A 15,427-nucleotide genomic window follows, 5' to 3' on the forward strand; every position below is an offset into this window, starting at 1 on the left:
CCCTCGGATACGCACGAGTGGGGCGGCCCGTGACCGGGTCCGCCCCACTCAACTTAGTGCCGTATCAAAGGGCCCGTGAGAAGACGGCGACAGTACGCCCCGGAACGGCGAACGTGCCGGATTCCCGCTCGTAGGACGAGGACTTGACGATAGGGTCCGCGCCCGAGGCCTGCACCGAATGCAGTCGATAGCCCTCGCCGGCCAGCGAGGCGATCCGCTGCTCCTGCTGCTCGGGCGTCGCGTTGAAGACGACGACGAGGTCACCGAGCCGCATGGTGATCACGCCGGGCGTCTCGTCCTTCCCGGACAGCGGGAAGGACAACTTCGACTGCACCTGACCGGTCGTACCCAGGGAGAAGGCACCCTCCGTCGAACGGATGCTCAACAGGTCCCGGTACGCCGCCGAGGCCCCCTCGATCTGCTCGCATCCCACCTTCACGGTGCTCAGCAGGGGCTTGGCGTACGGCCACTTGGACTGGTTGTCGGCGGCCGGCGGCAGCCCCCGCCCGAAGCCGTTGCCGTCGGCGCAGTTCCAGTGGATGGCGTTGAACCAGTCGCCGCTGTCGTAGGAGTTGCGGTCCAGCGACTTGGAGCGCAGCAGGTCGGTGCCGGCCTGGGACAGGGCCGGTCCCTGCGACAGGGTGGCCGTGGCCATGGCGAGGACCTGCATACGGGCCCGGGCGGCGGCCGACGTGTCCTTCGGCAGCTTGAAGGCGAGCGCGTCGAACAGCGACTCGTTGTCGTGCGCGTCCGCGTAGGCGAGGGCGTCGCCGGGGGCGTCCGCGTACCCGGCGGGCTGGCCGTTGTAGTCGACCTCGGCGCCGGTGACCTCCTTGCCGGCGGTGTCGGTGAACCGGTACCCGGCGAGGTTGCCGGACAGGCCGACCTTGATCAGGTCCTGGTAGTGCAGCAGCCGCGCCTTCTGCTCCGCGGAAGTGCCGTTGCTCTCCGACGAGTTGGGGTCGGTGAACAGCCCGGACGCGAAGCCCTGGACGCCGGGGTCCTCGTCGAAGGGCCCGCCGCCGCGCACGGCGTCCCGCGCCCGGTCGGAGAAGGTCGCGATGCCGGTGCCGGCCATGTTCTTCTGGGTGGCCTGCGTGAAGCGGGCGTCGTCGGCGACCTCGCCGAAGTTCCAGCCCTCGCCGTACAGGATGATCTTCTTGCCGTCGACGCCGTCCTTGGCGAGGGTCAGCGCGTCGAGGGCCTTGCGCACGGCCAGGATGTTGGCCTTCGGGTGGTGGCCCATCAGGTCGAAGCGGAAGCCGTCGACCTTGTACTCCTTGGCCCAGGTGACGATCGAGTCGACGACCAGCTTGCCCATCATGGCGTTCTCGGTGGCCGTGTTGGCGCAGCAGGTGCTGTTGGCGACCGAGCCGTCGGCGAGCAGGCGCTGGTAGTAGCCGGGGACGATCCGGTCGAGGACGGAGGTGTCCGCCTGACCACTTGCCGCCGTGTGGTTGTAGACGACGTCCATGACGACCCGCAGACCGTCCTCGTTCAGCGCCTTGACCATCCTGCGGAACTCGACCGTGCGGCCGGTGCCGTCGGGGTCGGTGGCGTACGAGCCTTCGGGGACCGTGTAGTGGTACGGGTCGTAGCCCCAGTTGTAGGCGTCCTTCGCGGCGATCTTCGCCACGCACTCCTGCTGCTTGTCGGAGTCGGCCGGGAAGGCGGCGAGGTCGCAGCCGACGGTCGCCTGGTCCTCGCGGCGTTCGGGGATCGTGGCGATGTCGAAGGCCGGCAGCAGGTGGACGTACGACGTGCCCGCCTTCGCCAGCTCACGCAGGTGCTTGGAGCCGTCGCTGTCCCTGTCCGTGAAGGCGAGGTAGGTGCCCCGGTTCTTCGCCGTGCTGTCCTCGACGGAGAAGTCCCGGACGTGCAGCTCCTGGATCTGGGCGTCCTTCAGCGGTACGGCCTTGGGCTTGGTGTAGGAGGTCCAGCCGCTCGGCGCCAGGGTCTTGTCGCGCAGGTCGACGACGAGGCTGCGCTCGGAGTCGGTGGTCAGGGCGACCGAGTAGGGGTCGGTGACCTTGTTGGTGACGACCTTCTGGACGCCGGGCGCCCAGACCTTGACGACGTACCGGTAGGGCTTGCCCTTCCAGGATCCCGGGCCGGTGACGGACCAGACGCCGGTGCCGGCGTTCCGCTTCATGGCGACGGTCGAGTCGCCGATCTCCAGCTTGACCGACTGTGCCGTGGGCGCCCAGACGGACAGCGTCGGACGGCCCTTGTCGAAGGTCGGCCCGAGGTCGGCCTTCGCCGCCCCGGCGTACAGGTCGTCGAGCACGCCCGCGATCTGGACGCCGGTCGCCGCGAGCACGGCCCCGTTCGCGGCCCGCTGGGAGGCGACGACCTGGCCGGCGAGGGCCTCGCGGACCCGGTCGCGGTCGCGCGGGTCGACGGACCAGGCGGTGTAGTCCTTGAGGTGCGGGAACTGCGCCTTCTGGGTGTCGGTGAGGGAGCTCTTGGACAGACGCAGCCACTTGGCGGCACCGGTCACGGTGCCTTCCTCGACCGCGATCTCGCCGTCCCGGCTGTAGAGCAGCTGGGTGGAGGCGGCGGCCTCGGAGCCCTTCCAGGCGACCGTGTTCCGGTCGATCCAGACCGCCTTGGAGGTGCTCAGGTCGAGCGCCGCCGCGGACCCCGCGGGCTGCGGGAGCAGGTACTTCTCCTGGCCGCTCAACAGCCACACCTCATGGCCGTTCGCCGTGAGGTCGAGCGACTGGTCGGCGGGCAGGTCCTTCTCGTCGCCCTTGTGGAGGATGTAGCTGAGGCTGGTGGCACCGTCGGTGAGCGGTACCTCGAAGACCGCACCATAGGCATCAGTCTTGACCGGCTTCAGGGGGTTCGACCACTCGGTGGGGTTCGCGGCACCCGTCCAGGTGTGCAGTCCCCAGCCGTCGTAGTTCCCGTCGGCGCGGTGGTAGTGCAGGACGGCCTTGGACTTGTCCGGCGCCGGATAGTCGGCCGCGGGCTTCTCGGTGCGGACGGCCTCCTTGCCCTGCTCGATCCAGATCTCGCCGGTCTTGCCGAGGTCGATCGTGCGGTCGGCGGAGACGTCCTTGTTGCCGTCCTTGTCGATGACGAGGAAGCCGACGTTCGTCGCGCCCGGCTTCAGCTTGACGTAGGCGAAGGCGCCGTACGCGTCCCGGCCGACGAAGGGGTGACTGTCCGGCCAGTTCGTGGCCTCGCCGTCGGCGAGGTCGCCCCAGGCGTACAGGCCCCAGTTCGCGTAGTCGCCGTCGGTGCGCTTGTAGTGGACGACCGCGTAGTCGCGGGAGGCGGCGCCGGGGATCTCGGGGGCGGGCGGGGTGCCGGTGGTGGAGGCCGCCGTGGCACTGGCGGTGCGGCCGGCCGAGTCGATGACGACGGCCTTGTAGCGCAGGGCCGTTCCGGCGGGTACGTCCTTGCCGATGGCCTGCGTGACCTTGTACGGGGCGTGGTCGGCGGAGCCGAGGGTACGCCACTTGCCGTTGCCGACCTGGGCTGCGAACACGACGCGGTTGAGCTGTCCGCCGTCGACGTCCGCGCCGATCTCCACCGTGCCGGTGGCGCCGGCGGCGGGGGCCTTGAGGGTCAGGGTCGGCGCGGTGGCGGGCTTCGCGGGCGTGCCGGTCGCCTTGAGGACGATCGCCGAGCCGGCCGGGACGGTGACGGTGACCTTCTTGTCGGCGTCGCTCCTGACCGAGTCGCGCGTCCCGTGGATCCCCTTGAACGTCATGCCGGCCGAACCGGTGGCGAAGGTCGCCGTCTTCGCCTCGTCCGCGTTGTTGAACGCGACGACGTACTCCGTGCCCGACTTGGCGGCGGTGCGCGAGAAGGCGTAGATCCCGGCGCCGTCGGCCGCGTACCGCTCGGTCTGGATTCCGTCGGCGAGGGCGGGGTTGGCCTTGCGGAGCGCGGAGAGCTCGGCGATCTGCCGGTACAGCGGCGCACTCGTGTCGTAGGCGTCGCTCGCGTGCGTGCGGTCGGTGCCGAGCTGGTCGTCGTCGAGGTAGTCGGCGGTCTTCGAGGCGAACAGGGTCTGGCGGGCGTCCTTGTCGCCGCCGGCGCCGGTGAAGCCCTGCTCGTCGCCGTAGTAGACGACCGGGTTGCCGCGGCTGAGGAACATCAGCTCGTTGGCGAGCTTGTCCTTCTTGAGCAGCTCGGCGTCGGTCGCCTTCGGGTTGTCCTGGTTCAGGAAGTACCCGATGCGGCCCATGTCGTGGTTGCCGAGGAAGGTGACCTGCTCGTACGCGTTGGCCTTGTCGGTCGTGTACTTGTAGTCGTCGCCGAAGACGGAGGCCAGCTTCTGCGCGGTGCCGCCCTGGGAGGCGTACTGCCGTGCCGCCTCCTGGAAGGGGAAGTCGAGTGTGGAGTCGAGGCGGCCTTCGGTGACGTACGGCGATGTGACCGACGTGTCGGCGGAGTACACCTCGCCGAACATGAAGAAGTCGTCGCGGCCCTGCTTGGCGGCGTAGGAGTCCAGCGCCGTGGCCCACTGGGTCCAGAACTCCATGTTGACGTGCTTCACGGTGTCGATCCGGAAGCCGTCGATGTCGAAGTCCCTGACCCAGCGCTGGTAGATCTTCTCCATGCCGCTGACGACCTCGGGACGCTCGGTCCACAGGTCGTCGAGGCCGCCGAAGTCGCCGTGGGTGGAGCTCTCACCGGCGAAGGTGGAGTCGCCGCGGTTGTGGTACATCGTCGGGTCGTTGAGCCACGACGGAACCTTGACGTTCTTCTTCGCGGCGGGGACGGCCGGCGTGCGCGGGAAGGAGCCGGTGCCGACCGCAGGGAACCCGGACTTCCCGTCCGCGTAGTCGGCGTCGTCGAAGGGCTTGCCGTCCTTCGTCAGGTACGGGAAGGCGCCCTTGGAGAGGTAGTCGTACGACTTCTCCTCATAGTCGACGACATCGGCCGTGTGGTTGGTGATGACGTCGAAGAAGACCTTCATGCCCTTGGCGTGGGCCTTGGAGATGAGGGTCTCCAGGTCCTTGTTGGTGCCGAAGTGCGGGTCGACCTGGGTGAAGTCGGTGATCCAGTAGCCGTGGTACGCGGCCGAGGCGTTGGCGCCGGTGCCCTGCACGGGCTGGTTCTTGAAGATCGGCGCCATCCAGATGGCGGTGGTGCCGAGACCCTTGATGTAGTCGAGGCGCTTGGTCAGCCCCTTGAGGTCGCCGCCCTGGTAGAAGCCCTTGTCGGTGGGGTCGTAGCCGGTGGAGAGGCGGGAACCGGTCAGGCCGCCCTTGTCGTTGCTCGCGTCGCCGTTGGCGAAACGGTCCGGCAGGACGAAGTAGAACTGGTCGCGGGTGGCCTCGTGCCGGGCGGGCTCGGCCGCGAGCCTGGCGTCGGACGGGGGCGGCGGCGGGGTCTGTGCCCGCGCCGCGAGGGGCTGGACGAGTGCTGCGGCCAGCGCGGTCACGGTGACCGCAGCGACCCGTCCGACATGGGTGGTTCGGCGCCTCGACGGCGTCGGCCATCTCGCTATCACAGATGGGCTCCTTGCGATTACGGCTCAGTGGGTCCGACCCCGCGCGACCGTATCGCCGCGGCAAGGCTTACAGCAAGAGGCTTGAAAGCATCGGTAAGAACTTTCAGCAAGGCTCTCGGCAGGGCGAGTTGCCCGGTGTCCGCAGTCCGAGCCACCGGGGCAGGGCGCATAATCGCTCGCCACGCCCGCCGGCTTCTGCCTACCGTCCCCGTATGGAGCAGGAACCGCCCCTCGTTCGCGAGGTCTTCCCGGAGCTCGTCGACGAGCTGGTCCGGCTCCTGGAGGAGGAGGGCGAACGCGAGCTGGCCATATGCGTACGGGACGTCCGCATGGTCGGCGAGTGCGGCTGCGGGGACGACTTCTGCCAGAGCATCCGGACGTCGGATCATCCAGGCGGACAGCCGTACGGCCCGGGCCATCGGTGTGTGCCGCTGTTGCCCTCGTCGGGCGATCTGATCCTCGACGTCGTGAACGGCCGGATCATGTACATCGAGATACTCGGACGGCCACCCCTGCGCCGGCGTGTACAGGCATGACAGGGGTGGCCGTGCGAAGGGCGTGACGGCTCAGCAGCTCGTCCTGCCGGCGTAGATCGCCAGGGCGGTGTTGGAGCCGAGGGTGGCCGTGAACTGCCCGCTGGAGTTCACCGTCACGCTCGTGTTGTTCTGCACGTTGCAGTACGTTCCTGCCGCCAGGGACGTCTGGTAGGTGCGGGTCAGGCTGCTCGACTCGTGGTTGATGGCGACGTAGCCCTTGCCGCCCCGCCCGAAGGCGATGGCGTCGCCGCCGTTGTCCCACCAGTTGGTGACCGACTCACCGCGCGTGGCGTTGCGGAAGGCGACCATCGACTTGATCTCCGGCCAGGCGTGCTGGCACTTCCAGCCGTTCTGCCAGCAGGCGTTGACCGCACCGCCGTTGGGCGGGCCCGCGTCGTGGTCGGTGAACTCGTAGCCGGAGTTGATGTCGGGGGCGCCGTACGGGTAGGCCAGCATGAACACGCTGGCCAGCGTGTAGTTGGCGCCGTCCTTGTAGTTGAGCGTGGAGCCGTTGCGCTCGGTGTCGTGGTTGTCGACGAAGACACCGGAGACACCGCTGTTCATGTAGCCCCAGCCCTCGCCGTAGTTCTTCAGATAGGCGAGGTTCTCGTTGTTGAAGACGCGCTTGAGGTCGTAGGCGTAGCGGAACTCCTGGACGTCGCCGTTGCCCGTGTACTCGGTGGGCTGGACGGCCTCCCCGCTGCCGTAGATGACCTCCTGCTTCCAGTAGACCGACGGGTTGCTCAGGCGCGACTTGATGTTGGCGAGGTCGGCGGCCGGGATGTGCTTGGCCGCGTCGATACGGAAGCCGTCGACGCCGAGGGAGAGCAGGTCGTTCATGTACCCGGCGATGGCACCGCGGACGTAGGACTCGCCGGTGTCGAGGTCGGCGAGGCCGACGAGTTCACAGTTCTGGACGTTCGCGCGGTCCGCGTAGTTGGTGATCTGCGCGGTGCAGTCGTCGAAGTCGAAGGAGGAGTACAGACCGGGGTAGTTGTACTTCGTGTACGACGACCCGCCGGTGCCGGTGCCGCTGCCCGCGGACATGTGGTTGATGACGGTGTCGGCGACGACCTTCACCCCGGCCGCGTGGCAGGTGTTCACCATGTTCTGGAAGGCCGTCCGGTCCCCGAGCCGGCCGGCGATCTTGTAACTGACGGGCTGGTACGACGTCCACCACTGCGAGCCCTGGATGTGCTCGGCGGGCGGGGAGACCTGGACGTAGCCGTAGCCGGCGGGGCCGAGGGTGCTGGTGCACTCCTTGGCGACCGAGGCGAAGTTCCACTCGAACATCACCGCGGTGACGTCCTTGGAGCCGGGCGGGGAGGCGGACGCGGGGGCCGCGGGGGCCATCAGGGCCGCCGAAGTGGCGGCGAGCACGGTCGCGGTCGCGGTGACGGACCATCTCGATATCACAGGCGTAACTCCTTGCGATGACGGCCAGGCGTCTTTGCCGGGCGCCGGCGTGAACGTACCGCCACGAAAGGTTTACAGCAAGAGAGTTGAAAGTCATAGCAAGTACTTTCATCCGCAACCTTGACGCGCCCTTCTCAACTCCCTCACGCTCACCAGGCGTTGAAGCGCCCAACCGCCGCTGCGCCGCGCGACGGCTGCTGACGTCATCCGAGGAAAGGCAGAGGGCCCGCTGCTGAAAAGGCAGCGGGCCCTGGCTACTTGAGAGACGTCAGGCCGTCGTCCACCACACCGTCGTGTCGCCCGGCACCTTCGCCTCGCCGTCCGTCTCGCTGATCTCGCCGCTGGCGAGCAGCACGCGCCCGTACGCCGGGGTCGTCACCGACTCCTCGCCGGTGTTGGCGACGCAGACGAACTCCCCGCGCCGGAAGGCGAGGACGCCCTCGGGGGCCTTCAGCCACTCCACCGCGTCCCCCGCGCCCAGGTCGGGCTGCGAGCGGCGCACGGCCAGCGCCGAGCGGTACAGCTCCAGGGTGGAGTCGGGGTCGCCGGTCTGGGCCTCGATGCTCAGCTCGCCCCACCCCTTCGGCTGCGGCAGCCAGCTGCCACCCGTGCCGAAGCCGTACGACGATCCCGTACGCGTCCACGGGATCGGCACCCGGCAGCCGTCGCGGAAGCCGTCCTGGCCCTCGCCGCGGAAGTACGCCGGGTCCTGGCGCACCTCGTCCGGCAGGTCGACGACGTCCGGCAGGCCCAGCTCCTCGCCCTGGTAGACGTACGCCGAACCGGGCAGCGCGAGCATCAGCAGGCTGGCCGCCCGCGCCCGCCGCAACCCCAGTTCGCGGTCGCCCGCCGTGCGGATCTGGGTGCCGAGGCCGGGCGGGTTGGCGAAGCGGGTGGCGTGGCGGGTGACGTCGTGGTTGGACAGCACCCAGGTCGCCGGGGCGCCCACCGGGCGCATCGCGTCCAGGGTGCGGTCGACGACCTCGCGGAGCTCCTTGGCGTCCCACTCCGTCGACAGGTACTGGAAGTTGAAGGCCTGGTGGAGCTCGTCGGGGCGCACGTAGTTGGCGGTGCGCTCGACGGTCGGGGTCCAGGCCTCCGCCACGAAGATCCGCTCGCCGGCGTACTCGTCGAGGATCGTGCGCCACTGGCGGTAGACGGCATGCACACCGTCCTGGTCGAAGAACGGCATGACATCGTTGCCCAGCAGCTTGAGCTGATCGTGGGATCCGAGGTCGGGCAGCCCCTCGGCCTTCACCAGGCCGTGGGCCACGTCGATACGGAAGCCGTCGACGCCCATGTCGAGCCAGAAGCGGAGAATCGAGCGGAACTCGTCCCCGACCGCCGGGTGCTCCCAGTTGAAGTCGGGCTGCTCGGGGGCGAAGAGGTGCAGGTACCACTCGCCGGGCGTGCCGTCCGGCTCGGTGACCCGGGTCCAGGCCGGGCCGCCGAAGATCGACTCCCAGTCGTTGGGCGGGAGCGCGCCGTCCGCGCCCTTGCCGGGGCGGAAGTGGTAGCGGTCCCGCAGCGGGGAGCCCGGCCCCTCCGCGACGGCACGCTTGAACCACTCGTGCTGGTCGGAGGAGTGGTTGGGGACCAGGTCGACGATGATCCTCAGACCCAGCTCATGGGCGTCACGGATCAGCGCGTCGGCGTCGAGGAGGTTGCCGAACATCGGGTCGACGGCCCGGTAGTCGGCCACGTCGTAGCCGGCGTCGGCCTGCGGCGAGGCGTAGAAGGGGCTCAGCCACACGGCGTCCACGCCGAGGTCACGCAGGTACGGGAGTCGGGAGCGTACGCCTTCCAGATCGCCCATGCCGTCACCGTTGCTGTCGGCGAAGCTGCGCGGATAGACCTGGTAGATCACCGCGTCCCGCCACCAGTCGCGGCGCTTGGCGACGGTGACGACGGCGGAGTTTTCGGCCGGTGCGGTGGGGTGCTGGCTCATGGCGTCCTTGTTGCGTAATGAGGTTCGGGTCATGGGGGTGAATGGGTACGAGGCGGCCGCAATGACAGCGGGGTCGGATGGCCACAGCGGCCGCCTCGGGTTTCGGGGGGGCTCAGCCTCAGGGGCGCGGGGAACTGCGCGACCAGCCACGACGGCGCGGCACACGACCGACTGCCCGCCGGGGCACTGCCGGCACGGCTCACCCCTTGGTGCCGCCCGCGGTAAGCCCGGTGACCAGGTTCTTCTGCACGAAGTAGAAGAACGCCGAGACAGGTATGGCGATGAGCACGGCCGTCGCGGCCATGAGATTCCGCTGCGCGTCATGCTCACTGACGAAGGTCTGCAATCCGACCGCGAACGTGTACTTCGTGTCGGACAGCATGAACGTCGACGCGAACGCGACCTCGCCGAAGGCCGTGAGGAAGCTGTAGAACGCGGCGACCGCCAGGCCCGGCTTGGCGAGCGGAAGGATCAGCCGCGCGAACGTGCCGAAGGGGCTCAGCCCGTCGACGCGTCCGGCCTCGTCGATCTCGAACGGGATCGTGTCGAAGTAGCCCTTCATCAGCCAGGCACAGTACGGCACCGTCGTCGTGCAGTAGACGAGGATGAGACCGAGGTAGCTGTCGACGAGCTGCAGCCCGGACAGGATCTGGTACATCGGCACCATCAGTACGGCCACCGGGAACATCTGGGTCACGAGCAGCACCCACATGAACTTCTTGTAGCCCGGGAAGCGCATCCGCGAGACCGCGTAGCCGGTGGTGGCGGCGATGACGACGCCGATGAGCGTGGTGCCCAGCGTGACGATCAGGGTGCTCGTCAGCCAGTCGAAGAACTTGGTCTCCTGCAGGACGAACGTGTAGTTGTCCAGCGTCATCTTCCCCCAGATGCCACCGGGGTGGAGGTAGTCGTCCTTGTCCGGGCCGAGGGAAAGGAAGACCAGCCAGACGACGGGGAACAGCGCGATCAGGCTCGCCACGATCAGGATGCCGTGGGAGACGACGGACGTCCTGCGGCTGTTCTCGCCCCGGCGGACCCCGCGCGGCGCGGCCGGCGACTTGGGGGGCTGGTCCGCCGGAGCAGTGGTCTTGACGGTCGTGGTGCTCATGGGGACTCCTGCCTCAGATCGCGAGCTGCGGATCATTGCGGTTCAGCCAGCGGCGGTAGAAGGAGGTGAAGACGATCAGGATGGCCAGCAGCAGGATGCCGTAGGCGGCCGACTGCGCGAAGTCGCGCGGCTGCTGTCCGAAGCCGAGGTAGTAGGCCCAGGTGACGAGGATCTGCGCGTCCGGGGCGGTGTCGCCGAACAGCAGGAAGATGATGGCGAACTGGTTGAAGGTCCAGATGATGCCGAGGAGTACGACGGTGGAGCTCACGGACCGCAGGCCCGGCACGGTGACGTACCGGAACTGCTGCCACCTGCTCGCGCCGTCCATCTCGGCGGCCTCGTAGAGCGAGGAGTCGATGGACTGCAGTCCGCCGAGCAGCGAGAGCATCATGAACGGAACACCGCACCAGGTGTTCACCATGATCGCGGCGAACCGCTGCCAGAAGGTGTCCTCGAGCCACAGCGGCGTCGGCAGGTGCAGCGTCTCCAGGAACGAGTTGATGATGCCGCCGTCGGCGAGCATGAACCGCCAGCCGAAGACGGTGACGAAGGTCGGCACGGCCCACGGCAGGATCAGGATCAGCCGGTACAGGGTGCGGCCGCGCAGCTTCTGGTTGAGCAGCAGGGCGAGACCCAGGCCGATGGTGTAGTGCAGGGTGACGCAGGCCGCCGTCCAGAAGATCGTCCAGATGAAGTGCGACCAGAAGCGGTCGTAGGCCGTCTCGCCCCACAGGATGTCGGCGTAGTTGTCGAAGCCGATGAACTTGTAGGTGGCCTCGATCTCGTTGACGCCGATCGTGCGGGCCGAGTTGAGGCTGTTGGCGTCGGTGAGCGTGAGGTAGAAGCCGTACACCAGCGGATACAGCACGAGAACGCCGAGGACGATCACCACCGGGGCGATCATCGCGTAGGCATACCAGTGCTTCTGGTAGCCGTGCTTCAGGCGCTGGCCCAGCCCGGGCCGCGGCGCGCGGTCACCGCGGCGCTTGCCGGTCGCGCGGTCGATGGCGACTGTCATGGTTCGACAACCTTCTCGAAGTTCGGCAGATCAGGGGGTGTACGGCACACAGGCCGGTGGCCGCCGGAACTCTCCCCCCATGGTCAGGAAGTTCCGGCGGCCACTCGGGGTCACTTGCTGAAGTCCGGGACCAGCTTGGCGATGGAGGTCTCGGCGGTGCTCAGACCCTTGTCGAGGGACTCCTTGCCACCGGCGACCTTCAGCAGCTCGGTGTCCAGCGGACCCCACAGGGAGCTGTACTCGGGCAGCGCGGGACGCGGCTGGGCGGAGGCGAGGACGGTCTGGTAGCCGGCGATGCCCGGGTCGGCCTTGACCTCGGCGGTGTAGGCGTCGTCACGGACCGGCAGCGTGGAGTTCTTGAGCGCGATCGTCTCCTGTGCCTTCTGCGACGTCATGAAGTTCACGAACTTCAGCGCGGCCTTCTGGTGGGCCTCGTCGGAGCCGGCGTACACGGAGAGGTTGTGACCACCGGTCGGCGCGCCCGCCTTGCCGGACGAGCCGGCCGGGACGGTGGCGATGCCGAGGTTGCTCTTGTCCTTGAACGCGGAGCCCTTGTAGAAGTTGGTGATCTCCCAGGGGCCCTGCATGATCGCGGCGACCTTGCCGTTGACGAACGCCTCCTGGATGTGGGCGTAGGCGTCAGCGGTGGTGTCGGCCTTGTGCAGGCCCTTGCCGTCGAAGAGGCTCAGCCAGGTGCCATAGCCCTTCTTGGCCTCGGCGCCCGCGACGGTGATCTTCTTGGCGTCGGCGTCGACGGTGTCGGTGCCCTCGCCGTAGAGGAACGTCTGGGCGTAGTAGGCCTGGGTGGAGCCCCAGTATCCGTCGACGCCGGTCTTGTCCTTGATCTTGGCGGCGGCCTTCTTCAGGTCGTCCCAGGTCTTGGGGGCCTCGACGCCGGCCTCCTTGAACAGGTCCTTGTTGTAGACGAAGGCGAGGGTGTCCGTGGTGAACGGAACGCCGTAGACCTTGTCCTCGTACTTGGCCTGCTCGATCAGGCTGGGCTGGAACTTGGCCTGGTCGGCGAGGGCCTCGGTGCCGTCCAGCGGCAGGAAGAAGCCCTTCTTGGCGAAGGCGGGGGTCCAGCCGACCTCGGAGCGCAGGATGTCCGGGGCGCCCTTGGAGCCGGCGGCGGTGTCGAACTTGTTCTGCGCCTGGTCGAACGGCACGTTGACGTACTTGACCTTGACGTCCTTGTTGGCGGCCTCGAACTCCTTGACCAAGGCCTGGTACGTCGGTGCCTCGTTGGTGGCGTTGGAGGTGTCCCACCAGGTGATGGTGACCGGCCCGTCGGCACTGTCGCCGCTGTCACTTCCGCCGCAGGCCGTCGCCGCGAGGGCGAGGGACGCCACCAGCGCGGTGGCCGCTATGCCACGCCGCATGAGATCTCCTTGAGGGTGAAAGCCCGTGTGATGCGGAGGCGGCCCCGTCTGCCTGCCTCTGCTGTCTTGCCGACTGCGCCGTTGCGGCCGCCGGGCGACGTGAACGTAACAGCGTTGAAAGACTTACGAAAGACCTTGCAGAAAAAAAGTGCAAGGGAACGTCGAAGTTATCCGGGCGTGACCGCTCGGCGACCACCATGAGACGCTTCTTTTCAACGGTGGAGCGGCACAGAGGCGGGTTGTGCAAGACTCTGCAAGCTCTTGCCATCACTTTCACGAGGGAGCGCGATGACGCAGCAGCGCGGGCCGCGACGGCCAACCGGTCGCCCACGGCGTCCGATTGGTGTGCAAGGCGACATACGGCCGGTACAGTCCAGTGCCGTGACCACACGGCTTGCCGACATCGCTGCTCAGGCGGGGGTCAGCGAAGCGACCGTCAGCCGCGTCCTCAACGGGAAGCCGGGCGTCGCTTCGACCACCCGCCAGTCCGTGCTGGCCGCACTCGACGTGCTCGGCTACGAACGCCCCGTACGCCTGCGCCAGCGCAGCGAGGGCCTGGTCGGCCTGATCACCCCGGAGCTGGAGAACCCGATATTCCCGGCCCTGGCCCAGGTCATCGGCCAAGCCCTCACCAGGCAGGGCTACACCCCGGTGCTGGCCACACAGACGCCGGGCGGCTCGACGGAGGACGAGCTGACGGAGATGCTCGTCGACCGCGGAGTGGCGGGCATCATCTACGTCTCCGGCCTCCACGCCGACACCACCGCCGACATGCAGCGCTACGAAACGCTGCGCGCGCAGGGTGTCCCCTTCGTCCTGGTCGACGGCTTCTCCCCGAAGGTCCAGGCACCTTTCATCTCCCCCGACGACCGCGCGGCGATGAACCTGGCAGTCACCCACCTCGCCTCGCTGGGGCACACCCGCATCGGCCTGGCCCTGGGCCCCAAGCGCTTCGTGCCGGTCCAGCGCAAGATCGAGGGCTTCGTCCGCACCATGCAGGACCAGCTGAACCTGCCGACGAACGTCATCGAGACCGAGCTGATCCAGCACTCCCTCTACACCCTGGAGGGTGGCCAGGCCGCCGCCACGGCCCTGATCGACCGCGACTGCACCGCGATCGTCTGCGCCAGCGACATGATGGCGCTGGGCGCGATACGGGCGGCCCGGCAACTCGGCCTCGACGTCCCCAAGGACATCTCGGTCGTCGGCTTCGACGACTCCCCCCTGATCGCCTTCACCGACCCGCCCCTCACCACGGTCCGCAAGCCGGTCCCGGCGATGGGCCAGGCCGCGGTACGCACGCTCCTCGAGGAGATCGGCGGGACTCCCGCCCCCCACAGCGAGTTCGTGTTCATGCCGGAGCTGGTGGTGCGGGGTTCGACGGCTTCGGCACCCGGTGACAGGATTCGTCCGTAAGTCGTCCGTGAGGCGGAGAATAGACCCATCCCTCCCCTGCGTTGGTAGGAGTATGGAGCTGTACGCCGGCCGTAGAACGTGCATCCTCAACCCAACCGGGGGATGATCGGTCGGGGAAGTCTTTTCTGGCAGACTCTGTGCCCATGGGTGACACCACCGTGACGACACTGGAAGGCCGGGAAGCGGCCGTTCTGCCCCCCGTCGCGGAAGAGACGGGGCGGGGGCCCCTGCGCCGCCTGCGCACTCCGCGCCGCCCACGCCTCTGGTTCGAGATCCTGCTGATCGCGGTGAGCTACTGGACGTACTCACTGATCCGCAACGCGGTCCCGGAACAGCGGACCGAGGCCCTGCACAACGCCGACTGGCTCTGGAAGCTGGAGCACCAACTCGGCATCGCGGTCGAAGAGTCGATCAACCACGCCGTGAACTCGGTGACTTGGCTCATCGTCGGCATGAACTATTACTACGCGACGCTGCACTTCATCATCACCCTCGGCGTCCTGATCTGGCTCTACCGCAGCCACCCCGGCCGCTACGCGGCCACCCGCCTGGTCCTGTTCGCCACTACAGGCGTGGCCCTGGTCGGTTACTACCTGTATCCGCTCGCTCCCCCACGGTTGATGACCAACACCGGCTTCATCGACACGGTGCTGGTCCACGACACCTGGGGTTCGATGGCCTCGGGCGACCTGAAGAACATGTCGAACCAGTACGCCGCCATGCCGTCCATGCACATCGGCTGGTCCGTCTGGAGCGGCCTGACGATCTTCGCCCTGGCACGCGTCCCCTGGGTCCGCGTCCTGGGCCTCCTTTACCCCACGGCAACACTGCTGGTGATCGTCGCCACGGCCAACCACTTCTGGCTGGACGCGGTAGGAGGCCTCGTCTGCCTGGCGTTCGGCTACACGGTGGCCCGCCTCTGGTACGGAAAGCTGCCGCACGCACTGCCCAGGCGAGTGGCGGTACCCCGCACGGGCCCGCAGTCGCCCACGGCGGGAAGGGGCCGTGCCGGGGGGTGTCCGCCCGCAGCGGCGGGCGTCAACGCCGAGCAGCCTTCCGAGGAACCGAGCCGCCCGACCGAGGACGGACACCCCCCGGCACGGCCCCGACCTCAACCACACCGCTAGGCGCTA

The 15,427-nt window shown here is 68.1% G+C and carries 9 protein-coding genes; 3 read left to right on the top strand and 6 right to left on the bottom strand.

Annotated elements, in window-relative coordinates:
- Positions 1–64: 64 nt before the first annotated feature.
- On the bottom strand, positions 65–5,473 hold the full coding sequence (pulA, locus tag ACZ7M7_RS02800; RefSeq protein WP_472112118.1) for a pullulanase-type alpha-1,6-glucosidase: 5,409 nt from the start codon (positions 5,471–5,473) through the stop codon (positions 65–67).
- A gap of 212 nt (positions 5,474–5,685) precedes the next feature.
- Here pulA and ACZ7M7_RS02805 point away from each other — a divergent pair, with 212 nt between their 5' ends.
- On the top strand, positions 5,686–6,009 hold the full coding sequence (locus ACZ7M7_RS02805) for a hypothetical protein (RefSeq protein ID WP_383596225.1): 324 nt from the start codon (positions 5,686–5,688) through the stop codon (positions 6,007–6,009).
- A 30-nt stretch (positions 6,010–6,039) separates the two neighbouring features.
- Here ACZ7M7_RS02805 and ACZ7M7_RS02810 read toward each other — a convergent pair whose 3' ends face one another.
- The 5 genes from ACZ7M7_RS02810 to ACZ7M7_RS02830 all read right to left on the bottom strand — a co-directional run bounded on the left by ACZ7M7_RS02810 (position 6,040) and on the right by ACZ7M7_RS02830 (position 12,878).
- Complete coding sequence (locus tag ACZ7M7_RS02810; protein WP_472112121.1) at positions 6,040–7,425, bottom strand: alpha-amylase; 1,386 nt, start codon at positions 7,423–7,425, stop codon at positions 6,040–6,042.
- 268 nt (positions 7,426–7,693) lie between these two features.
- Positions 7,694–9,373 carry a glycoside hydrolase family 13 protein gene (locus ACZ7M7_RS02815; protein WP_472112124.1) on the bottom strand — a complete coding sequence of 560 codons (1,680 nt, stop codon included), beginning with the start codon at positions 9,371–9,373 and terminating at the stop codon, positions 7,694–7,696.
- Between the two features lie 199 nt (positions 9,374–9,572).
- Entirely contained in the window at positions 9,573–10,481 is a 909-nt protein-coding gene (locus ACZ7M7_RS02820) for a sugar ABC transporter permease (RefSeq protein WP_365062057.1), read from the bottom strand.
- A gap of 13 nt (positions 10,482–10,494) precedes the next feature.
- The gene (locus tag ACZ7M7_RS02825; RefSeq protein WP_383624041.1) at positions 10,495–11,499 is read right to left on the bottom strand and encodes a carbohydrate ABC transporter permease; all 1,005 of its coding nucleotides are present in this window, start codon (positions 11,497–11,499) and stop codon (positions 10,495–10,497) included.
- A 110-nt stretch (positions 11,500–11,609) separates the two neighbouring features.
- Complete coding sequence (locus ACZ7M7_RS02830) at positions 11,610–12,878, bottom strand: extracellular solute-binding protein (protein WP_472112128.1); 1,269 nt, start codon at positions 12,876–12,878, stop codon at positions 11,610–11,612.
- A 381-nt stretch (positions 12,879–13,259) separates the two neighbouring features.
- On the opposite strand from ACZ7M7_RS02830, the gene ACZ7M7_RS02835 reads away from it, so the two are divergent.
- Both ACZ7M7_RS02835 and ACZ7M7_RS02840 read left to right on the top strand, forming a co-directional pair.
- Positions 13,260–14,294: a LacI family DNA-binding transcriptional regulator gene (locus ACZ7M7_RS02835; protein WP_383596210.1), complete on the top strand. Its 1,035-nt coding sequence runs from the start codon at positions 13,260–13,262 to the stop codon at positions 14,292–14,294.
- A 143-nt stretch (positions 14,295–14,437) separates the two neighbouring features.
- Positions 14,438–15,421: a phosphatase PAP2 family protein gene (locus ACZ7M7_RS02840; RefSeq protein ID WP_383624044.1), complete on the top strand. Its 984-nt coding sequence runs from the start codon at positions 14,438–14,440 to the stop codon at positions 15,419–15,421.
- Positions 15,422–15,427 lie beyond the last annotated feature (6 nt).

The organism is Streptomyces sp. NPDC111606, assembly GCF_055656945.1.